Source organism: Komagataeibacter xylinus NBRC 15237 (assembly GCF_001571345.1).
GTDB classification, from domain to species: domain Bacteria; phylum Pseudomonadota; class Alphaproteobacteria; order Acetobacterales; family Acetobacteraceae; genus Komagataeibacter; species Komagataeibacter xylinus.
The window spans coordinates 18,125-38,721 of the sequence record NZ_BCTP01000024.1; the positions used below are offsets into that span (position 1 = coordinate 18,125).

Annotated in this window: 24 protein-coding genes and 1 pseudogene; 14 read left to right on the forward strand and 11 right to left on the reverse strand. The window is 63.4% G+C overall.

Features of this window, described 5'->3' with window-relative positions; all coding sequences use genetic code 11:
- Position 1 precedes the first annotated feature (1 nt).
- On the forward strand, positions 2-646 hold the full coding sequence (locus GXY01S_RS10445; protein ID WP_061274825.1) for a hypothetical protein: 645 nt from the start codon (positions 2-4) through the stop codon (positions 644-646).
- Between the two features lie 276 nt (positions 647-922).
- Here the strand turns inward: GXY01S_RS10445 and GXY01S_RS10450 are convergent, their stop codons facing one another.
- From GXY01S_RS10450 to GXY01S_RS10460, 3 genes are all read right to left on the reverse strand, one after another.
- Positions 923-1,129 (reverse strand): hypothetical protein, encoded by a 207-nt coding sequence (locus GXY01S_RS10450; RefSeq protein ID WP_061274827.1) that lies wholly within the window; start codon positions 1,127-1,129, stop codon positions 923-925.
- A gap of 117 nt (positions 1,130-1,246) precedes the next feature.
- Positions 1,247-1,891 (reverse strand): glutaredoxin 2, encoded by a 645-nt coding sequence (gene grxB, locus GXY01S_RS10455; protein WP_061274829.1) that lies wholly within the window; start codon positions 1,889-1,891, stop codon positions 1,247-1,249.
- 10 nt (positions 1,892-1,901) lie between these two features.
- Positions 1,902-2,087: a YqaE/Pmp3 family membrane protein gene (locus GXY01S_RS10460; RefSeq protein ID WP_061274831.1), complete on the reverse strand. Its 186-nt coding sequence runs from the start codon at positions 2,085-2,087 to the stop codon at positions 1,902-1,904.
- A 161-nt stretch (positions 2,088-2,248) separates the two neighbouring features.
- Here GXY01S_RS10460 and petA point away from each other — a divergent pair, with 161 nt between their 5' ends.
- A complete protein-coding gene (petA, locus tag GXY01S_RS10465; protein WP_061274877.1) occupies positions 2,249-2,884 on the forward strand; it encodes a ubiquinol-cytochrome c reductase iron-sulfur subunit in 636 nt (211 codons plus the stop codon).
- A 202-nt stretch (positions 2,885-3,086) separates the two neighbouring features.
- On the opposite strand, the gene GXY01S_RS10470 is transcribed toward petA, so the two are convergent.
- From GXY01S_RS10470 to GXY01S_RS10480, 3 genes are all read right to left on the reverse strand, one after another.
- Positions 3,087-4,178 carry an L-dopachrome tautomerase-related protein gene (locus tag GXY01S_RS10470; RefSeq protein ID WP_061274879.1) on the reverse strand — a complete coding sequence of 364 codons (1,092 nt, stop codon included), beginning with the start codon at positions 4,176-4,178 and terminating at the stop codon, positions 3,087-3,089.
- Between the two features lie 279 nt (positions 4,179-4,457).
- Positions 4,458-4,994 carry a DUF1269 domain-containing protein gene (locus tag GXY01S_RS10475; RefSeq protein ID WP_061274833.1) on the reverse strand — a complete coding sequence of 179 codons (537 nt, stop codon included), beginning with the start codon at positions 4,992-4,994 and terminating at the stop codon, positions 4,458-4,460.
- Positions 4,995-5,127: 133 nt separating this feature from the next.
- Positions 5,128-5,862, reverse strand: coding sequence for a lytic transglycosylase domain-containing protein (locus GXY01S_RS10480; protein ID WP_061274835.1), 735 nt, complete (start codon positions 5,860-5,862; stop codon positions 5,128-5,130).
- A 140-nt stretch (positions 5,863-6,002) separates the two neighbouring features.
- Between GXY01S_RS10480 and GXY01S_RS10485 the strand changes: the two genes are divergently transcribed.
- From GXY01S_RS10485 to GXY01S_RS10500, 4 genes are all read left to right on the forward strand, one after another.
- A complete protein-coding gene (locus GXY01S_RS10485) occupies positions 6,003-6,212 on the forward strand; it encodes a hypothetical protein (protein ID WP_061274837.1) in 210 nt (69 codons plus the stop codon).
- Positions 6,209-7,111, forward strand: coding sequence for a TrbG/VirB9 family P-type conjugative transfer protein (locus GXY01S_RS10490; protein ID WP_082770836.1), 903 nt, complete (start codon positions 6,209-6,211; stop codon positions 7,109-7,111). The genes GXY01S_RS10485 and GXY01S_RS10490 overlap by 4 nt, the downstream gene beginning before the upstream one ends.
- On the forward strand, positions 7,108-8,079 hold the full coding sequence (locus GXY01S_RS10495) for a TrbI/VirB10 family protein (RefSeq protein WP_061274839.1): 972 nt from the start codon (positions 7,108-7,110) through the stop codon (positions 8,077-8,079). Before GXY01S_RS10490 ends, GXY01S_RS10495 begins: the two co-directional genes overlap by 4 nt.
- Positions 8,080-8,169: 90 nt before the next feature.
- A complete protein-coding gene (locus GXY01S_RS10500) occupies positions 8,170-8,508 on the forward strand; it encodes a hypothetical protein (protein ID WP_061274841.1) in 339 nt (112 codons plus the stop codon).
- A 90-nt stretch (positions 8,509-8,598) separates the two neighbouring features.
- Here the strand turns inward: GXY01S_RS10500 and GXY01S_RS18170 are convergent, their stop codons facing one another.
- Complete coding sequence (locus GXY01S_RS18170) at positions 8,599-8,829, reverse strand: hypothetical protein (RefSeq protein WP_146222784.1); 231 nt, start codon at positions 8,827-8,829, stop codon at positions 8,599-8,601.
- On the opposite strand from GXY01S_RS18170, the gene GXY01S_RS10510 reads away from it, so the two are divergent.
- Together GXY01S_RS10510 and GXY01S_RS10515 are read left to right on the forward strand one after the other, a co-directional pair.
- Positions 8,830-9,144, forward strand: coding sequence for an antibiotic biosynthesis monooxygenase family protein (locus GXY01S_RS10510; RefSeq protein WP_061274845.1), 315 nt, complete (start codon positions 8,830-8,832; stop codon positions 9,142-9,144).
- Between the two features lie 147 nt (positions 9,145-9,291).
- Positions 9,292-9,666 (forward strand): annotated as a pseudogene (locus GXY01S_RS10515) (SMP-30/gluconolactonase/LRE family protein); the annotation flags it as partial.
- Between the two features lie 258 nt (positions 9,667-9,924).
- Here the strand turns inward: GXY01S_RS10515 and fumC are convergent.
- Complete coding sequence (gene fumC, locus GXY01S_RS10520; RefSeq protein ID WP_061274849.1) at positions 9,925-11,379, reverse strand: class II fumarate hydratase; 1,455 nt, start codon at positions 11,377-11,379, stop codon at positions 9,925-9,927.
- Positions 11,380-11,544: 165 nt separating this feature from the next.
- Positions 11,545-13,884, reverse strand: coding sequence for a TonB-dependent receptor (locus GXY01S_RS10525; RefSeq protein ID WP_082770837.1), 2,340 nt, complete (start codon positions 13,882-13,884; stop codon positions 11,545-11,547).
- A 231-nt stretch (positions 13,885-14,115) separates the two neighbouring features.
- Here GXY01S_RS10525 and GXY01S_RS18175 point away from each other — a divergent pair, with 231 nt between their 5' ends.
- Positions 14,116-14,385, forward strand: a complete 270-nt coding sequence (locus GXY01S_RS18175; protein WP_129551461.1) for a hypothetical protein — start codon at positions 14,116-14,118, stop codon at positions 14,383-14,385.
- Positions 14,386-14,468: 83 nt separating this feature from the next.
- Here GXY01S_RS18175 and GXY01S_RS10530 read toward each other — a convergent pair whose 3' ends face one another.
- On the reverse strand, positions 14,469-15,098 hold the full coding sequence (locus GXY01S_RS10530; protein WP_061274883.1) for a LysE family translocator: 630 nt from the start codon (positions 15,096-15,098) through the stop codon (positions 14,469-14,471).
- A gap of 112 nt (positions 15,099-15,210) precedes the next feature.
- Between GXY01S_RS10530 and GXY01S_RS18180 the strand changes: the two genes are divergently transcribed.
- From GXY01S_RS18180 to GXY01S_RS10545, 4 genes are read left to right on the forward strand one after another with little or no spacing between them, the layout of a single operon-like run.
- Positions 15,211-15,408: a hypothetical protein gene (locus GXY01S_RS18180; protein ID WP_129551462.1), complete on the forward strand. Its 198-nt coding sequence runs from the start codon at positions 15,211-15,213 to the stop codon at positions 15,406-15,408.
- Positions 15,405-16,136, forward strand: coding sequence for a metal ABC transporter ATP-binding protein (locus GXY01S_RS10535; RefSeq protein ID WP_370664432.1), 732 nt, complete (start codon positions 15,405-15,407; stop codon positions 16,134-16,136). Before GXY01S_RS18180 ends, GXY01S_RS10535 begins: the two co-directional genes overlap by 4 nt.
- Positions 16,133-17,005, forward strand: a complete 873-nt coding sequence (locus tag GXY01S_RS10540) for a metal ABC transporter permease (protein ID WP_061274855.1) — start codon at positions 16,133-16,135, stop codon at positions 17,003-17,005. The genes GXY01S_RS10535 and GXY01S_RS10540 overlap by 4 nt, the downstream gene beginning before the upstream one ends.
- Before the next feature lies 1 nt (position 17,006).
- Positions 17,007-17,903, forward strand: coding sequence for a metal ABC transporter solute-binding protein, Zn/Mn family (locus GXY01S_RS10545; protein ID WP_061274857.1), 897 nt, complete (start codon positions 17,007-17,009; stop codon positions 17,901-17,903).
- Here the strand turns inward: GXY01S_RS10545 and GXY01S_RS10550 are convergent.
- Positions 17,881-19,674 carry an ABC transporter ATP-binding protein/permease gene (locus GXY01S_RS10550; RefSeq protein ID WP_242501176.1) on the reverse strand — a complete coding sequence of 598 codons (1,794 nt, stop codon included), beginning with the start codon at positions 19,672-19,674 and terminating at the stop codon, positions 17,881-17,883. The two genes, GXY01S_RS10545 and GXY01S_RS10550, sit on opposite strands and share 23 nt — an antisense overlap.
- A 341-nt stretch (positions 19,675-20,015) precedes the next feature.
- On the opposite strand from GXY01S_RS10550, the gene GXY01S_RS10555 reads away from it, so the two are divergent.
- Complete coding sequence (locus GXY01S_RS10555; protein ID WP_061274859.1) at positions 20,016-20,465, forward strand: DUF2501 domain-containing protein; 450 nt, start codon at positions 20,016-20,018, stop codon at positions 20,463-20,465.
- Positions 20,466-20,597: the final 132 nt, after the last annotated feature.

The following is a 20,597-nucleotide window of genomic DNA, read 5'->3' on the forward strand; positions in this document are numbered from 1 at the left end:
CATGGGTAGCAGGAACAGGTATGGCTCCACGCAGGCGGTGTCCTGTGAAAATGGGCAACTGGCCCTTGTATCCGGTCATTTCGATATGGATTCGCTCCAGCAGACCGTGGCCCAGTACCGCAGGGAAGGCCGCGTCTCGGCCAGCCGGGGCAATCAATGCCCCATCGTGGCGCAGAGCGGCGCGTGGCTAAGCATGAGCCTGACCGAACTCGACGGCTGGAAGGCGGGCGCCCTGCACCTTGATGGGGGCACGATCATCATAGGCCATGCACAGGGCACGAGCGTGACCATGCTGCCGGTGAACATACGCGCAGGCGGTGGCACTCTGATGTTTGACAGGGGCACGGCGCATGGTAGCAGCCTGCTCGTTGACCTCAAGCGCATGTGCGACTCCCACGCCACGCTGCAACTGGTCTTTGAAGGCCATGAGCGGCAGTTTGCCGCCTACGACCCCATGACGGACATAACCCTTGTCGGTCTGGCCCCCGGCAGCGACACCATTGAAGGCTGGGTTGCCCTGCGGCTTGATGGCAATCCGTGGCACATCGTCTGCCCCACGACCCTGGAAGGCGCGCCCCAGCCCCAGCTGCGCCGCGAATGGCGGGCCAACGGACAGCCACATGTGACCATGCACCTGCCGGGCTGAAAAAGGGCGCCAGAACAAATCACGAAAAAAGGAGGACTCTGCATTCCGATGCCTGATCTCCTCAAGCGTCAACAGACTTATCCACAGGCCTGCGTGAAAGATTCCATCTTGCGAATCCTGTTTCCTGTTGCGGTAAAGCGACAATAAATGGCTATTTTCCGCCATAATCAGGATTCTTTTTGCGCCCTTCTTTACGCCTGCAATTTCCTGTGCAGGGGACTCGGGCGGATTATGGTGAAAAAAATCCACACCTGACCAACCCGTTCCATCAGGGACTCAGCCATTCAGTCCCGGTTCACCGTCATGTTCCGCAAGGCCAGGGGGCATCGGGTCGGGCTGGGCTAAGTGAACCAGAATTTCATGGGGCAGATTTTCGGCAAAGACCCGGTCGAATCGCGCATGCAGCGCCTGACGGACCCAGACCTCGAACGGCGTGCCGCCACGCCTGGCGGGGAGGAGCGGCGTGTCGTGAAATGCTGGCATGGTGTCCCTCCCTGTGATGCCGGGCGTGTCCTGCACCGCAAACGGCCATGCCGGGCTGACAGTTTCCTGCCGTAGCAACCCGGCGGGGCTGCCATGCGCTTGGCTGGCACGCCCCGCTCAGGCCGCCATGGCGTCAAGCAGCGGAATGCCGGTGGCCTGCGCCATGCGCGTGGCATAGGCCCGTACCGGCTCGGGCCATACAAGGCCCGCCACCAGCGTCAGGTTGCGCAGGAAGGGAAAGAGATGGATGTCATCGGTTGAAAGCTGGCCGTTTACGGCGTCCGGGCTGCGAATCAGTCCGGACAGGCGGGGGAATGCCGCGTTGATGCGGGCGATCAGGGCCGGGCTTTCGGCCAGGCGCTGACAGAACGGGCCGACCATCTCCTCCTTGTTGCGGATGAAATACAGCCGCGCCGCCGTGGTCGCGAACTCCGGCAGGGGCGTTGCCGCCGTGCGCGGCAGTGTCAGGTTCAGGTAGGGTTCGTGCATCTCCTTCATCCACCCGATGACTTCGGGGCGCGTGGGGCCGGTCAGCAGGGGTTTGCCATCCAAGGCATCGACATGGGCGACAATATCCATGCTTTCCCCCATGAAATGGCCGTCCTGTTCCAGAATCGGCACCATCTTGCGGCCAATCATGCGGGTGGGCGTTTGCACGTCATCATTGAGCAGCACGATATCGGTCACCGGCATATGCTTGAGGCCGAAAATCATGCGTGGCTTCACGCAGAAGGGGCAGTGATCATAGATATAGAGTTTCATGCCGGTCCCGTTAGCGTTTCATGCCCGCAATCTTGCGATCGGTGGTGAACTGGCTCAGCGCATAGACCGACCAGATGGCGGCGGGAATCCAGCCAATGACGGTGACCTGCAGGATCAGGCACACGATGCCTGCGAAGGGCCGCCCGATGGTGAAAAACTGTAGCCAGGGCAGCAAAAGGGCCAGGATCAGACGCATCAACAATACCTTTCTCATGGTTCGGCAGGGCAGCGGGCATGACGCCATGCGCGGATGGGTGCGCCCCATATTTCTGCCTGTGCGGCACGGCTGGAGCAACATGACGCATGGCGCGCTGTATCCTCTTCCTTTTGGCGGAGGAGCGCAGTAAAAACATGATGATGGAAAACGCGTCGGATACACAACCCGCCCCCGGGGGGCGCCGGAATTTCCTCGGGCTTGTCACCACCGCCACCGCTGCTGCGGGGGCCGGGGCATGCCTGTGGCCTTTCCTGCAAAGTCTTGCCCCGCGTGACAGCGCTGCCGCCCACCTGCCGGTGGACGTAGACATATCCGCCCTGCCGCCGGGGCAGCAGATTGTCGTGACCTGGCAGGGCAAGCCGGTTTTCATTACCCACCGCACGCCCGAGGCGCTGGCCGTGCTGCAGGATGCGGCCCAGGCCGCCCGCCTGCGCGATGGGCCATCGCACGACAACCAGCAGCCGCCCTATGCCACGAACTGGCACCGCTCGCTTGACCCGCGCTACGGCGTGGTGGTGGGCATCTGCACCCATCTGGGCTGCGTGCCTGCCTACAAACCCCTGCCCGAGGGCAAGGGAGAAGCCGGTTGGCCCGGCGGCTATGCCTGCCCGTGCCATGGCTCCAAATTCGACCTTGCCGGGCGCGTGTTTCGCGGTGCGCCCGCGCCCTACAACCTGCCCGTGCCGCCATACAGCATGCCCACGCCGACCGTTATCCGGCTGGGCGAGAACCCGGCGGGGCAGGATTTTGACTTCTCGAGCATTCTCCAGCTCTGAAAAACCAGTAAGGTTCCGGGTGCCGCCTTTTTTCCAAAAAGGCGGCGTTCTTCGAAGCTTTTTGAAAAAAGCTTCACCAAAAACGTTCTTATGATTTCTGGATGTTTTCCGGACCGACTTTTCACACAGTCTCTTAAAAAAACTTCGGGAGAACGCCGCGTTTTTGAAAAAGGGGGCACCCGGAAGCTTTTATCACATGCTCCTAGCGCACCGGTTTGAGGTGCAGGTCCATGGTATAGATCGCAACCGGCAGGCGCAGGCGTGATTTTCCATCAGGCTGGAAGCTGGCTGTGCGGTTGAGCTGGACTGCGGGAATCCACAATGTGCCGTGGCTGTCGATCCACATGGCATCGGCCCAGACCAGCCGCCTGTCGCGCACCAGCGTGGTGGCCCTGCCCTGCGGGGTCAGGCGCAGGATACGCAGCCGGTTCACATCCGATACATACAGGTTGCCATCGCCATCAATGGCCGTGCCGCCGGTCGTGGGCGTGTTGTAGAACAGCCTTACGGTCCGGGCGAGATCCGGCGCGGGCAGGTCCGGGTTTTCCAGCGCGGCGGTGGGGGCGACCCATAGCGGGCCGGAACTGGGCTGGAAATAGAGTTTCGACCCATCGGGCGAGACCTCGAGCTGGTCGGCATGCACGCGGGCGGGGTGGCCGCCGGTGGTCAGCAGCCGGCCCTCGGCATACATCGGGCGTTCATCGGTGGTGGAACGGTCATGGGCCAGCACGCGGCGCTGCTGCCCCGTGCGCTGGCTGACCACGATCAGGGCGGGATCGCCTGCATCGGTGACGAAAATCGTGTTGTTATGAAAGCGGATATCGTCGATATAGCTGTGCGGCGTGCTGCTGGCGCGCAACGAGATGATGTGCACGGGCTGCCCGGTCGTGATGTCAAAGGCCAGCAGCCGCGCAGGCGCTCCCCCCATAGGGTTGGGCGGCCCGCCGACATTGGCATCGCCCGAATCCACCACCCACAGCAACCCGTCCGGCCCGATGCGCAGGGCGTTGACCCGCACGAAAGGCTGCATGTCGCCCTTCGTGCCATCGGCATGGTTCCAGCGCGCATCGGGGAAGGCATGGGGCACGCCCTGCGCATCGACCTCGGCCACACTCGGGCCGCCGCCACCCCCGCCCCAATACGGGAAAGAGACGAACATGCGCCCGTTATCCGCCACGGCCACGGCATTGAGCACGCGCTGCGAGGTCCAGGCCGTGTGCAGCGCCTCACGCGCGCCAGCCTGCCCCGACGGGCTGGCAAGCCCAAGGGTGAACACAATGCCCGCCACGGCCATGCCGCGCAGGGTCAGGGAAAAACCGGGAAAGCGCATGCCCCTACCCTATCACCCTCCGCCGCGCAGGCGGTTCACGGCTGCGTGTGGCACACGCCGTGGCGGCCCAGCGTGAGTTACCGGGCAGAAATGACCTGAAAATAAATGATTGATAGAAGTTTCCGGGTGCCGCCTTTTTTCGAAAAGGCGGCGTTCTTTGAAGCTTTTTGAAAAAAGCTTCACCAGAAACTTTCTGATGGCGCTGTTCCCCGCAGGCGCGACGGCCTTGCGGGGAACAAATCTTCAGGCGACAGGAGCGGCCGCGGCCATCTGGCCAAGGGCTGCGCGCAGCTTGCCTTCATTGGCGGGCGAGAGCGAGGTCTGGAGCACACGGGCGTGGCCCTTGAACTGGCTCAGGTCAGCCAGCACCTTGTCGGGCTGCGACTTGCGCACCAGCACGAACAGGGCAGACGTATTGGCGGGAATGGTCGCGCCAAGCGACTTGATGAAATTGTCATCAATACCGTAATCGGACATCTTGCCCGCCAGCGCCCCGGCGCCAGCGCCGACAATGCTGCCCGCGACAAAGCCTGCCAGCGGGTTCAGGCACAGAAGGCCGACCAGCGCGCCCCAGAACCCGCCCGAGAACAGGCCATAGGAGGCACCGACCTTTTCAAGGTTGATGCTCTGCTGCAGGTGCAGCTTGCCATCCGCCCCACGGACCACGACAACCGCGTCCTCAAGGTCAAGCAGGTATTCCTTTTCCAGCTTCTTGCATTCGGTCAGCGCGGCCGTGGCTTCGTTCTGGCTGTCAAAGCCGATAACGATCAGATCGGACATGGGATACTCCGTTGCATGCTACCGCCACGGTGGTGGCGGATCAGGATATTGATATTACATGCAGGCCGCCCATCTGCCGTGGTGGTTTTGGGCATGGCCGCCGCCTGCACGATGCAGGTCTGCGCCCGGGCATTCAGTCCCGGGGGGCCGCCCGTGGGGTGAACACATCGCGCGGCGCATGCGTAAAGGCGTCCTGCCCCGGCGCGTCATCGCCCTGCGGGTCGTGGCCGGGCGGGCTTGCGGGCTGTGGCGCCTGCGGCGGGGGCGTGGGTGCGTCATCGGACGGGGCGGGCGGGGCCTCAAGCACGGGGATCATCAGCGTTGTGGGGGCTGTGGGCTGGGCCACGCGGGCCAGCAGGCCATCGACATAGCCATTGCGCAGCCCCCGCGTGAGGCTGCCGGTATTGTAGCAGCTCAGCGCATGGCGCAGCGCGGCCTGCGGGCTGGCCCCACCGGGCAGGGCGGCGCGGTAGCATTGATGCAGGATCAGGCTGGCCACGCGCAGGTTGCGGCATGGCTCGAGCAGGGCTGCGGGGTCCAGCCCCAGCCGCGTGGCGTTGCGGCTGTTGATCTGCAGCAGCCCCGTATCAAAATCATGCCCGTGGGCCGCCAGCCAGCGCACGGTGGCGGTGGCTTCGGCCAGACTAGCGGGTGGCCGGGGCAGGCGGTACGGACCATTGACATGAATGGCCCACGGCACGCCCCCTGATTCCTGTGCCGCGACCAGCATGAGCGTGCGGGGCGCGGTATCGGGCGCGCAGCTTTGCGCAAGCGTGGCCAGCGGCACAGCGGGCACGCTTGCCCGCGCCGGGCCGATCAGGCCACATGAAAGCCACGCCAGAAGCGCGAGAAGGAACCGGCGCTGCATTTCTTCCTTCCCGGACTTGCCAATAACAGGGGGCTTTTTTATCCTTTTCGCATGCGAACGATGTCAAGAGACGGATTTGAGCAATCGGTAGCGGTCCGGTTCAGGGTCGGGCTGCCCGGTCTGTGAGGCGGGCTATCCGCATGTTTTCACGCCTGCGGCCCGTTGGCGCGCGCCTGGGCATGGGCGTGGCGATGGGCCTGCTGCTGGCTGGCTGCGCGCCCCGGACCGGCCATGTAACCCAGCCCAACATGTGGCATCTGGTGCCGGTCAACCGCACGCCGCCGCCTGAACTCTCGGGCCGCGCGAGCGCGTCCGCCACCACCTCCGGCACACAGGCGGCACGCCCATGATCCGCACACCCCACGGCGCATGGCGCATGGCACTGGTGGCGGCCCTCATGGCGCCCGTCCTGTGCGCGGCACCTGCGGGGGCCACGGGGCGCAAGAGCGCCTCACCCTATGACTACCGCATCAAGTCGGTCATCTATAACCCGCGTGATACGGTGGAAGTCGACGGCGTGGTGGGAATTGCGACCGACATCACCCTCGCCCCCGATGAGCATTACATCACCCACGCCTTTGGCGAGGAAGGCGGCTGGTCCTTCGCCTGCCGCGAGAACCACTGCTTCATCCGCCCCAAGGCGCAGGAGAGCGACACCAACCTGGCCATCGTGACCGACCGCCGCACCTACCATATCCTGCTGCATTACGTGGGCGGCCAGCAGGAAAAGGGGGCGGATGGCGTCATGCGCACCGTCTTTGCCCCCACGCCGTGGGCGCTGGCGCAGGCCACGGTGGAACTGACCTATGTCTACCCCGATGAAAATGATGGCAAAAAGGCTGCCGCAGCACAGGCCCGCCACATCGAGGCCGAACTGGCCGATCCGTATGGCGACGGGCCGCACAATACCGCCTATCGCCGCTCGGATGGCACGCAGGACCGGGCCATCGCCCCGCTGAACGTGTGGGATGACTATCGCTTCACCTATTTCCGCTTCCCTGAAAACGGGGTGCTGCCCACGCTGTATGTCATGAACGAAAGCGGGCAGGAAACGGTGGTCAACGCCGTGGTGCTGGGGCGCGACCACAATATCCTCGCCGCCCAGATGACCGCCCGCCAATGGCGCATCCGCTACGGCAGCCTCGTGATTGGCGTGGTCAATGACGGGTTCAACCCCTCGCTGGGCAGCACGCCGGGCGGCACCATCTCGCCCATGGTGCGCCGGGTCGTGCGTGACGGGGCATCATGAAGCGCGTGGCCGCAACCTGCGTGCTGGCACTGTGTGTAGGGGCCAGCGCCGCCCGCGCGCAGGATGCGGCCCAGCTTACCCTCAGGTGCCCCGGCAGCACCGTCATGGTCGATGGGCAGGGACAGGCCTCGTGCCCGCCCGCCGCGCAGGCCGCACCCGTGACCGCACCCGCCGCCGTGGTGGACAGCGCGCAGGACGCCGCCATGAAGCGCAGGCTCGGCCATGATTTCACCTTCGCCACCCCCGTGGCCGACACCACGGCAGCCCCGGCCGCCACTCCCGCTGCGGCCACGACGGCAACCAAGACCGATAACCCGCTCCTGACCCGCCTGCAGCCCGAGAGCACGCCCACGACCCATGCCAGCATGATGCAAGGCCAGAACCTGATCGTGGGCAAGGGCACGCTGATCCCGTGTGGCACGATCAACGAGATCAACACCACCCTGCCCGGACTGGTCACCTGCCGGGTCAGCCATGATGTCTATTCCATCAACGGCAAGGTGCGCCTGATCGACAAGGGTGCGGTGGCGGAAGGCGAGGTCACTTCCGCCCTGCAATATGGCCAGAAGCGTATTTTCGTGAACTGGCTGCGCCTGCGCAACCCCGAGGGCGTGACCATCGACCTGCTCAGCCCCGGCACCACGCCGCTTGGGGGCAGCGGGGTGAAGGGCAAGGTCAACACGCATTTCTGGGCGCGCTTTGGCGATGCGATCATGGTGTCGATCATCACCAATGTGGGGCAGATGATGGTGCAGGCCATCACCAACCTTGCCTCCAAGCCCGGCACCACCAGCATCACCACCAGCAGCGACAATACCAATTCCGTTGTCAGCGAGGTGGAAAAGGTCATCCTGGCCCAGACCAGCAACGTGCCGCCCAGCCTGTATGTGCAGCAGGGCAACATGGTGCAGATCTATGTGGCGCGCGACCTTGACTTCAGCAGCGTCTATACGCTGGCCGAGCAGTAGCCATGCACGCTGGCGGCGAACCATGCCCCTGCCCCGCGTGTTGTCTGCCCATGGGCCACCCGGCCCCAACACGACAGGAAAGACAGGCCCATGCCGCGCTCGATGAATGATGATGACCGCCCCGGTGATGACGGCGGAAACAAGCACGCAGCCGCCCGCCATCTGGCCGAAGCCGGCCTGCGCGCCGAACGCGCGGGCGACCAGGCCCGCGCCGATGCCCTGTTTGATGAAGCCGAACGCACCGACCCCGAGGCGCTGGCCACCGTGCTGGCGGAAAACCCCGCCCTCCGCCGCCGTGTGTCGGGCCAGGGGTTTGGCGATGATGCCGGTATTGCCCGCATGAGCCGCACGGTGGAACCCGGCGCGGACGCCCCCTCACGCGCGGGCATTACCGATGAGGGCAGCGGCGCGGATTCGGAGCGCCGCTGAAAGGCCGCCCCTGCGCGGGTGGAAAGGCAGGTTGCGGGCGGTGCGTTACGCCGCAATGTCATCATCTGGCCCGATGTGCATGGTGCGCCCTCATGGCTGCTTTTTTCGGAAAGACGACGTCTTCCGAAGCCGTTTGAAAAAAGCTTCGCCAAAAACTTCCATCAGTTTTTTCATCACGGATTTATTTTCAGGCAGTGCCGCGCCACGCCGTGCAAAGCGGGTGGAAATACCCCCGCCATGCGTTACCCTGCCCCTGCGGCGCGCCCTGCAGCCGGAGCGCAGGTAGGCTTTCAGAACAGCTTTTGAGGAGAAGCCAGACACATGTATATCGCCATGAACCGTTTCCGTATCCCGCCCGAGAACGAGGCCGAATTCCGTGAGCGGTGGCTGGGCCGCGAGGTGCATCTGCGCACCGTGCCCGGCTTTGTCAGCTTCCAGTTCCTCAAGGGCCCCGCGCACGAGGACTACATCCTCTACGCCTCCCATACCGTATGGAACTCCTATGAAGCCTTTGTAGGCTGGACCCAGTCCGAGCAGTTTCGTGCTGCCCACGCGCATGCGGGCAACCGCAAGCCGCTCATGGCAGGGCCGCCGGTGTTTGAAGGCTTTGAAGTGCTGCAGGATATCCAGAACTGAAAGCCGTCTTTTTTTAAAACTTCGAGCTATATTTTCAGGATCGCCTTTCATGCGGCGTCACCCGGCCCCTGCAGGGGCCGGGCTGTCCTGTCGTGATCCATCCTCATCAAAGGGAGGCCCCCATGCCGCCAGTCATCCATCCGTTCAATCCTGGCCGACGGGCCGGGACCGGGGCAGAACGGCCAGGGCGGGGACGGACGCATCCATGCCGCTGACGTGGCAGGCGGCGAAGTGCGCAACCTGCGCCCGTTTGCCGACATGATGCTGAACGGGCACGCGATGATTCCCGATGGCATGCGCACCGACATTTTCGGCAACCTGTGGTGCGGGGCCAACGGGCCGCTGGGGCTGTGCGGCGTGGTGGTGTACAACCCCCACGGCCACATGATCGGGCGCATCCGCCTGCCACGCGGGGTGTCGAACCTGACCTTCGGCGGCCCCAAGCGCGATGTGGTGTTCATGTGCGCGGGCGATACGCTGTTCACGCTGCAGGTCAACACGCAGGGCGCAGCGCCTTCGTAAATGAGACAGGTTTATCCCTGCGTGTGCGGGGAACACTCTTCGTGGAACCTATTGATTTAACAGCATTATTTTACTTTCAAAGAAACTACCAACCAAAGCGCCCTTTTTACCTCCCCCTTTCCATGCCCTCGGGAAAGGATCATCGTCAGGGTTCACGCCACAGCGCAGGCAGGCATCATCCGGGTGCGGCTTTTTTCAACTGGCTGCGAAAAAGCCCGCCTTTTTGAAAAAAGGCGGCACCCGGAAATCTTTATCCTGTCAGGCGCCGCCTACACCCTTGCCCACCATGTCGAGCGGGCGGACGAGGCGGTCGAAGGTCGCGCCGTCGACAAAGCCGGAGGCCAATGCGGCCTCGCGCAGGCTGATATCATGCTCCATGGCCTGATGGGCAATGGCCGAGGCCCGGTCGTAACCGATTTCGGGGCTGAGGGCTGTGACCAGCATGACCGAGCCCGCCACGTAAGACTCAATGCGCTTGCGGTTGAGCGTGGTGCCCGCCACCGAAAACACACGGAAGTTGTGGCAGCCATCGGCCAGGATGCGGATGGCATGCAGCACATTGGCCACGATCACCGGGCGCATCACGTTCAGGTCAAGCTGGCCCTGACTGCCCGCAAACGCCACCGTGGCGTCATTGCCAAGCACCTGCGTGCAGATCATCACCATCGCCTCGCACTGGGTCGGGTTGACCTTGCCGGGCATGATGGAGGAGCCGGGTTCGTTTTCCGGCAGGTGTAGCTCACCCAACCCGCAGCGCGGGCCGGAGCCGAGCAGGCGCATGTCATTGGCAATCTTGAGCAGGCTCACCGCAACCCCGCGCAGCCCCGCCGAGGCCCGCACCATGGCATCCAGCCCGCCAAGAGCCGCGAATTTGTTGGGTGCGGTCACAAAGGGCTTGCCGGTCAGGGCGGCGATGCGCCTTGCAATGGCGCGGCTGAAGCCCGGCGGGGCGTTCAGCCCGGTGCCCACTGCCGTGCCGCCCGCCGCAAGCTGCAACAGGCCCGGGCGCGCGGCCTCGACCGCTTCAAGCGCATCTTCCAGCTGCTGCGCCCAGCCCGACCATTCCTGCCCCACCGTAAGCGGCACGGCATCCTGCAGATGGGTGCGGCCGATCTTGACCACCTGCATCCATTCCTCCGCCTTGCTGCGCAGGCATTCGATCAGTTCACGCACGCGCGGCAGCAGGCGGCTGTCGATTTCAAGCAATGTCGCCACATGCATGGCTGTGGGGAACGAGTCATTGCTCGACTGGCCCATGTTCACGTCATCATTGGGGTGAACCAGGCTTTTGGAGCCAATGGTGCCGCCAAGAAGCTGGATGGCGCGGTTGGCGATCACCTCGTTCACGTTCATGTTCGTCTGCGTGCCCGAGCCGGTCTGCCAGACAAAAAGCGGGAACTCGGAGTCGAGTCTGCCCGCGATCACCTCATCGGCCACGCGGCTGATGGCATCGGCCTTCCATTGCGGCATGCGCCCGTCAGCGGCGTTCACCTGGGCGGCCGCCTTTTTCACGATGCCATAGGCATGGCACACCTCGATGGGCATATGGTCGCGCCCGATCGAGAAATGCACGAGGCTGCGCTGCGTCTGCGCCCCCCAGTAATGGCTGGCGGGCACGTCAATCTCGCCCATCGAATCCTTCTCGCGCCGCGTGCCGGTGGCATCAAGCCCGATGGGGCAGTCGGTCAATGTCGGGGGTGTGGGTTCGGTCATGGTGGCGTTCCTTCCCTTATGGTTGAAGGGAATATGAGCACACCGCCTGCCTTTCGCGCCCCTGCCTGCCATCACAAGCGAGTGCGCGGCACTTCATGAAAAAAATGCCGCCTTTTTAAAAAAAGGCGGCACCCAAAAACATGTACTGTTTTTTGAACGGTGTTTTTAGAAGTCGGCTTCCAGCGTGAAGTGGAAGGCGCGCGGCATGCCGGCATAGGCGACGCTGCCACTGTTGAGCGACGTGGCCGTGGCATCCTTGGTCGTGACACCCGCACTCGAGACCGTGCCATTATAGACCGAGGACCAGTACCGCTCATTGGCCACATTGGTCACACCAAAGCGGGCCATCCACGGGTGCTTTGCCGCACGGAACGGATAACGCAGGCCCATATCAAGCGTTACGTAGGAACCGGCATAGGTCGAATTCGTAATATCCGCAGCCCGGCGGCCCGTGTAATGCACGTTGGCATTGACCGCCAGACCATTGAGCGCGAAGCCACGCGGGAACGGAATGCGGTAATCCATCAGCGCATTGGCCTGCAGCGGAGCCACACCCACAACTTCCTTGTTGTTGAGGGCGGCGAAGGCTGCATGCGTTACCTCCGCATCGATCCACGTCATGCCACCGATAACCGACAGGCGGGGCGTGATGTGACCCATGGCCTGGAACTCCACGCCATAATTGCGCTGCGTGCCGAAATTGCCATACAGCGTGTTGCTGCCTTCATAAAAAGCATAGCTGCGCGTGGCGCGGAAACCCGCCACGTTGAACTGCATCTGGCGCCACTGCATCTTGTAGCCCACCTCATATTCCTCGCTGTGCACGGGGGATGTAAGGCCATTGGCATTGAGCGCATCGGCCGGGGCGGTCGTGCCCGCCTGCAGCGAACGGCCATAGGTGAAATAGGCGGTCTGGTTGTCGGTCGGCTTGTAGACCAAGCTGGCCATGGGGCTGAAGGCCGCATTGGCGCGGCTGTTGGTGGTGGCACCCTTGGCCAGATGGGTGGTGGTGACGGTATAGCCGTTTTCGATGCTCGTGGTGTTTTTCGCTGCCGTCGTGGTGCTCGTGGCGTCCTGATCCAGCCAGCTCCAGGCCAGCGTGCCCATGACCGACCAGTGCTTGTTGAAATGCAGCGTGTCACCCAGGATCATCGACTGGTAGCGCACGTACTGCGATTCATACTTGCCGCTGTAATAGGGCTGCGGGCCATTGGCCGCCACGGTGGGGTTATACAGCGAGCCCGACTTGATGGCGGTGTAGCTCTGCCCGCTCAGGGGGTTATAGCCGCCTTCCATGTAGCCATTGGTGCCAATGACCAGATCATGCCTGATGAAGCCCGTGCGCACATGGCCGTTGACATAGGCCATGTTGCTGCCAACCTTGAAGTCATTCACCGTGGTGGCGGCCGACAGCGCCTGCGTATAGCCGCCGGAGTTGTTGGTCAGTGAATCCGCTGATTCAAACACCTGCCGCCCGGAATCCTGGTACAGCCCGCCGATGACAAAGCTCCAGTTATCGTTGATGCGATGCTTGAGCTTGGCGAGGAAGACGTTGTTCTCGGAATTGTAGCCCGAATAGTCCTGCCCCATATGGGGCTTGCTCAGGTCAGGGGCCGCGGGCAGGTTGTAGCCCTTGAGGTTGACGCCCGCGGGCATGCCGCGCTCATCGAAGGTGTAATGGCTGGCATCGAGTTCCAGCACGGTATCGCGGTCGAAATGGATATCGAAATCGGCGCTGACCATGTTACGCCGCACCCAGCTGTCCTGCACATAGGACGTGCCATCGCCATGCAGCAGGTTGATGCGGTAGCCAAACCAGCCATGCTTGCCCGCGCGGCCCGATGCATCGACGTTTTCCATCAGCGTGCCAACGGAATCGACACCCACCACAAGGCGGTTGATGCGCTCGTCGGTCGGGCGCTTGAGGCCGTATTCAAACGTGCCCGCCGGGTTCTGGGGGCCATACAGGGCGCCTGCAAGGCCGTTGAGCACCTGCACGTTGTCGAACTGCTCGGCGGCATAAGGTGTAACGGTAAAGGCGTTCAGCCCGTCGATGCGGCTGTTGGAGATCACATCCGCCTCGAACCCGCGCGACTGCGGGCGGCTGGTGCCGGGGTCGGCGCGCGTTTCAAGCTGCACCGAGGGGATGTACTGCATCAGGTCGTTGATGTTGCGCGCCTGCTGGTTGACGATCACGTCATGCGGCACGGTCATGATCGACATGGGCGTATCAAGCGTGCGGCGCGTGCCCAGCGGGCCGAGATTGGCCATTTTCTTGTTATAGTTGGCCGCAGCGCCCGCCACCATGCGGTGATGGCCGATCACGGTCATTTCCTCCGCATTGGCGGAGCCTACGGCGTCATCTGCGGCAGGGGTGCTTTTGGCGGCCTGAAGGGCTTTTTTGCCCTTGTCCGCATCCGTGCCCTGTGCGTAAGCGGAGGGGATGAGCAATGCGCCAAGACTGGCCGAAAGCATCCACGCCATACCTGCGGTCATTCTGGCCATGCTGATTCCATTTCGTTAGCCATTTTGAACATGCATGGCCGTATATAACCCGCCTGCCGCAACGTCTATATCAGCATAAATATATTAATCACGTAATCGTCATATAGCGTATGACTGTGTCCTTATAGATACAGATGTCTATATATGGTTGTATATAGATGCGCCTACTTTACCAACCACCCCTGATGACCCGGCTTTTGCAGCCAGCACAGTGCGATACGGCACAACTATATGGAATCGATACTGAAAAACACGTTCCGCCCGTGGCATTTACAGCGGCCCGCGCCGCAATACCGCACGCAGGCGGAACGGGTGCTCCATTTCCGGCCACCCTGCCCCTTCGGGCGCAGGCCACGCCCATCCGGCCCGGACGCCATCAGTCAGAAAGCTTTTTTCCAAAAAGCTTTGAAAGGACAACGCTTTTTTGAAAAAGGCGACACTCTGAAATCCTTCGTCCATAAGCTGTTTTACAACTGGTTTTCCAGAGCAGATCCAGTTTGAATGGTCACATTCGAACTGACGAAGATGCTCGATAAATAATGAGCCAAAGCAATTCCACTGAGCCAGAGCCCTGTGGAATTGCTCTAGACGCGCGCCAGTAGCAGCATGGCTCCGAACCCCATGAATACCAGCCCGGTCACGATACCAAACACCCGCCGCACCACCGGTGTGCGCAACCAGGCCGACAGCATGCGCCCGCCGCCCGCGTAAACCAGGTACCAGAACGCCTCCACAAACACGAAGGTGGTCACGAGCAGGACATATTGCGGCATGTGCGCGGCTGCGGGATTGACGAACTGCGGCAGGAAGGCCGCCGCAAACAGCAGCAGCTTGGGGTTGCTGATACCGGTCAGGAATCCATCACGGAACAGTTCATGCCACGGAGCGGCCGGGCGCGGGGCCGCCGCCTGCGCATCCTCGCCTGCCGTGTCGCGCGCCATCCACACGCGCACGCCCAGAAACACCAGATAGGCCGCCCCCACCACGCGCAGCACCGCAAACAGCCGGGGCGAGGCGGCCAGCACGCCCGCCATGCCAGCAAGGGATGCGCACACCACCAGCACGATGGCCAGCATGCACCCCGCCATGACCCCCGTGCTGCGCAGCAGGCCGTGGCGCACGCTGATGGACATGACATGCATCATGTTCGGTCCCGGCATGGCCGAGAGCAGGAAGGCGGTGGCGGCGAACAGCAGCCATGTATGAAAGCTCACCCGTTTCACCCCGATCATGCCATGCGCATGGCGTAACAATGCAGCCTTCGCTTGACGGATGGCAAGCCCGTGCTGTAGACGAATGTTATATTATAACACTTTGGGCGTTCCCATGCCATTCCCCTCCCCGTCTGCCGCCCGTCACGCCCCGCAGGACCACAACACGACAATGCCCCACCCTGCCCCCAAGGCGGCAACGCCCCTGCCGCTTACATGGATGGCCCGCGCGGGGTGGCAGCGCCTGGTGTGCATGGCGCTGCCCTGTGGCCTGTTATGGGGGCTGGTGGCCTGGGCCGTGGCCCAGCCATGAGCCATGGCGCCATCGGGCTGGATGATGCGGGTGTCGCACTCAACGGCACGCCGGTGTGGCAGCATGTAACCGGCAGCTTCGCGCCCGGCAGCATGACCGCCATCGCAGGCGCCAATGGCGCGGGCAAGTCCACCCTGCTGCGCGCCATACTGGGCGAGGTGCCGCTGGCCGCAGGCAAAATCACGCTCGGGGGCCTGCGCGCGCAGGATTTTGGCTACCTGCCGCAGGCCCGCATCATTGACCGCGCCTTTCCCATCAGCGTAACCGACATGGTGCTCGGTGGCGCATGGCGCCAGACCGGGGCCTTTGGCGCGGCCAGCCCTGCCGTGCGCCAGCGCGCGGCCGATGCGCTGTGCCGCGTGGGGCTGGAAAAACAGGCCGGGCGCATGATCGATGCACTCTCGGCAGGGCAGTTCCAGCGCCTTCTGTTCGCGCGCCTGCTCATGACCGATGCCTCCGTCATCATGCTCGATGAACCGTTCACCGCACTTGATGCCCCCACCACGCAGGACCTGCTGGCACTGGTGCGCGAATGGCACGCGCAGGGCCGTACCATCATTGCCGTGCTGCATGACATGCACCAGATCCGCACCTGCTTTCCCCATGTGGTGCTGCTCTCGGGCGGGCAGGCCATCTGGGGCGAGACCGCGCGCATCCTTACGCCGGGCACGCTGCAACGCGCCTACGAGACGCCGCAGGCCACCCCGTGGGCAGGTGGCCCGGCATGAGCATGCTGGCCGGATTATGGGAGCCGTTCGCCACCTTCGGCTTCATGCGTCGCGCGCTGGTCGCCTCCATCACGCTGGGCATGGGGGCGGGGCCGGTGGGCGTGCTGCTGCAGCTACGCCGCATGAGCCTGATTGGCGATGCAATGAGCCACGCCATCCTGCCCGGTGCCGCCATAGGCTTTCTGGCGGCGGGCGGGCTGTCGCTTACGGCCATGGGGCTGGGCGGCATCGCGGCGGGGCTGGGGGTGGCGCTGCTGGCAGGCCTGGTCAGCCGCCGCACGCACCTGGCGGAAGATGCGAGCTTTGCCAGTTTCTACCTCACGTCACTGGCGCTGGGCGTGCTGATCGTCTCGGCGCGGGGGTCCAACATCGACCTGCTGCACGTGCTGTTCGGCACCATCCTCGCCATTGACGGGCCTGCCCTGTACCTGATGGCGGGCATCACCACGCTCAGCCTGTTCCTGCTGTCCTTCATCTGGCGGCCGCTGGTCATGGAATGTGTCGATCCCGGCTTCATGCGCATGACCGGCAGCCGCGGCGCGCTGTACCACATGGTGTTCCTGTTCCTTGTGGTCATCAACCTCGTGGCCGGGTTTGAAGCCCTGGGCACGCTCATGTCGGTCGGCATGATGATGGTGCCCGCCGCCACCGCCCGGCTATGGACACGCCGCCTCGTGCCGATGATGGCGCTCTCGGCCACGGTGGGCATGCTGGCGGGCTTCACGGGGCTGCTCGTGTCCTACCATTTCCGGCTGGCGGCGGGGCCGTGCATCATCCTCACCTGCTCGGCCGCCTACCTGTTCTCCCTTCTTGCCTCCCCCGCCGGAATCCGCGCGGGGGGTGGTTCATCCCCTTTCCGGAGTCACTGACATGCGCCGCCTCACCTGCCTTCTGGGCTTCTGCGGTTTCCTGTCCATCCAGCCTGCCCATGCAGCCCCCGCGCCGCATGTGGTGCATGCCGTTGCCAGCTTTACCGTGCTGGCCGATGTGGTGTCGCATGTAGGCGGCGCGCATGTCGCGGTCACATCACTGGTGCCGCCCGATGGCGACCCGCATGAATTCGAACCCGCCCCCGATGATGCCCGCGCCCTGCGGCAGGCCGATGTCGTGTTCATGAGTGGCGAGGGGCTGGAAAGCTGGTTTGGCCGCCTTGCCCACGCGGCGGGCTATCAGGGCAAGCCCGTCATCGTCTCGAACGGGATCGACATCCACACCGAACACGATGGCCAGCAGGTGGAAACCGACCCGCATGTGTGGAACAGCGTGCCCAACGTGATTGTATGGACCAACAACATCCGCGATGCGCTGATTGCCGCCGACCCGGCGGATGCCGATGATTTCCGCGCCTCCGCCGCAACCTATGCCGCGCAGCTCCAGACCCTTGACCATGACATCCGCACCGCGATCGACACCATCCCCCCCGCGCGGCGGCGCGTGCTGACCAGCCATGATGCCTTTGGCTATTTTGGCCGCGCCTATGGCGTGACCTTCATGGCGCCACAGGGCCTCTCGACCGAGACCGAAGCCTCCGCCGCCGATGTGGGCAGGCTGATCGCACAGATCCGCGAAAGCGGCATGACCACCTATTTCCTTGAAAACGCGACCGATCCGCGCCTTGTGCAGCAGGTCGCCCACGCCACCGGGGCGCAGCCCGGCGGCGAGCTTTATGCCGAGGCGCTCTCCACCGCGGGCGGCCCCGCACCCGATTACATCAGCATGATGCGCCACAATACCGAGCTGATGGTCAGGGCGATGCGTCCGCACTGACCACGTCGGTCGCACCCACGGCAAAGGGGGTGAGGTCAATGGCATTTTCATGCATGCCCACCACCGACTGCCGGTGCGTGATCGACACCACCGTCATGCCCGGGCAGGTCTGGGCCAGCAGGGCGTAAAGGGCGGCCTCGGACGCGGCATCGAGGTTCGAGGTCGATTCATCCAGAAACACCCAGCCCGGCCGCGCCAGAACGATGCGCGCGAAGGCCAGGCGCTGGAGTTCACCGGGCGAGAGGATCTGCCCCCACGGCTCCTCGTTTTCAAGGCGTGGCACCAGCGCGCCAAGGCCCACCTGCTGCAGCGCCTGCGCCACCTGTGTTGCGGCATAGGCCGTGCTGTCCGCCGGATAGGTCACGGCCCGGCGCAGCGTGCCAGTCGGCATGTAGGGGCGCTGGGGCACGAACATCATCGGCACGTCAGGGCGCGTGATCGTGCCTTTTGCAAACGGCCAGATGCCTGCCAGCACCCGGAACAGCGTGGACTTGCCGGTGCCCGACGGGCCGGTCACCACCGTCATCTGCCCATGCGGCAGCGTAAGGTTCACACCCCTGAGCAGGGCCGTGCCATCGGGGCGGAACACGTCCAGCCCGCTGACCTGCATGCCCGCCCCGGCGGGGGCCGCAATGAGGCTGACCTCGCTCTGCATGGCCTGCGCGCGGTCCATCACGCGCTGGAAGGTGGCCAGACGCGCCACCTCCGCATGCCATGTGGTCAGCGCGGCATAGGAGTTGGACAGCCAGCCCAATGCCCCCTGCACGCGCGAGAACGCCATGACCAGCTGCATGAGCGTGCCAAAGCTCATCTTGCCCGCGAAGTAGCGGATCGAGCCGATCAGCAGCGCAAAGTTGCCCGACACCACATCAAGCCCCGTGGTGAGCAGCCCCAGCCATTTGGTACGGCGCATGATGGACAGGAAATTGCCATAAACGGAGGCGAAGGATCGGTCGAGCCCGGCCTGTTCCTCCGCCTCGCCCCGATAGAGCGCGATGCCTTCGGCATTGTTGCGCACATGAACGAGGCTGTAGCGGAAATCGGCCTCGGCGCGCTGCTGGAAGAACTGCAGCCCCGCCAGCTTGTGCCCCGCCAGATGCGTGACCCACGTCGCCACCACGGAATAGATGAGTGCGGCCCAGAAGAAATAGCCCGGTATGGACATGCCCCATATTTCCAGCGGCCCGGACAGCACCCACAAAAGCCCGACATAGCTGAACAGCGTCACGATATTGGACAGCAGGTTGATGAACTGCGTCAGCGTATCGGTCACGAAGCTGTTCAGGTCCTCCTGTATGCGCTGGTCGGGGTTGTCGGCCCCGGCCTCAAGGCCCGACGTGGTGATGGCGATGCGGAAATAGGTCTGGTGCTCCATCCACTGCCGCGTCATGCGCGCGGTCAGCCAGCGCCGCCAGCGCAGGCCGAGCATCTGTTGCAGGTAGGTGGCATAGACACTGAACAGGATGGCCGGAATGGTGATGATGAAGAAGCCGGGCACGTACCCGCTGTCATTATGCACATACCAGAACAGCCCGCGCAGGAAGGTGGTGGCATCACGCTGCTGCAGCGCCGTGTAATACACATTGCGCGAGAAGGACTGGAGCAGGTCCATCCCCACGATGGAGAAGGTCAGCACCAGAACGGCCACGAGCAGGCCCCAGGCCCATTTTTTGTCCTCCGACACGAAATAGGGGCGGGTCAGGTACCAGACATCTTTCAGGAGAAGGCGCAAATGCTGCATGTTGATCCCGTGCAGTGGGGTGAAAGGCATGAACCCACAGCATTCCCACGAAGTGGGGGCGGACTCAATCATGATTGCGCCGCAGGCCCGTTTTGCATGCGAAAAGCCGGGAACATTAAGCATTATCACAACTTATTGACCACATGCGCCATTTGCGCGCGCCCGGCACCCGGTGGGCAATACTGGCTGACAACAGGGGTTTATGGCGCACAAAGCGCATGACAAGGGCGCCATATATCGAAAAGACGAATGCCTGACATATCCGCCGCAGGGGTGTGGCGCGCGCCCATCGTGTTATGCCTGACACATAGTTTCACAATTGAGTGGGCGCCTGCCGTGCCCGCCTGATGAACAGTGCAAGGAATAATGAAATGGTGTCGTTCGGTCGCGTCCTGTCCGCCAGTGCCTTCGCAACCGTGCTGGCCGCAGCACCGCTTGCGGCCCATGCCGCTGAAGTCTCGCCGCCCACGGGCGCAGGCGTTGCCAACCAGGTCGAGCAGATCAAGCCGGGTTCGCTCTCGGCTGATACGGTGTATTCCGCCGTTGCCTCCGCCAAGCCCGCTGATCTCGGCGGCATCATGAACTACTGCATCCAGTCCAACTACCTGACCGCGTCTGAAGCGTGGCCGGTGCTCGCGGCCTTCAACAAGAAGACCAACGACGTGCCGTCCAACCAGAAGGGCAACATGTCCTACGCCGATGGCTCGACCGGCCTGCTGAAGGTGGGTGGCAAGGCCCCCATCTCGCTCGAGGATGCCTCGAGCGACATCCGCAAGCAGGCCTGCGCCAAGGTGGAAGCCCGCGCGAAGTCCATGCTCTGATTACGGCGGCCTGACGCCTCGTTTACAGACCCCGTCAGTGAAGCTGGCGGTTTTTTTTATTTTAAAGAAGTTTTTGGTTAAGCTTTTTTCAAAAAGCTTCAAAGAACGCCGCCTTTTTGAAAAAAAGGCGGC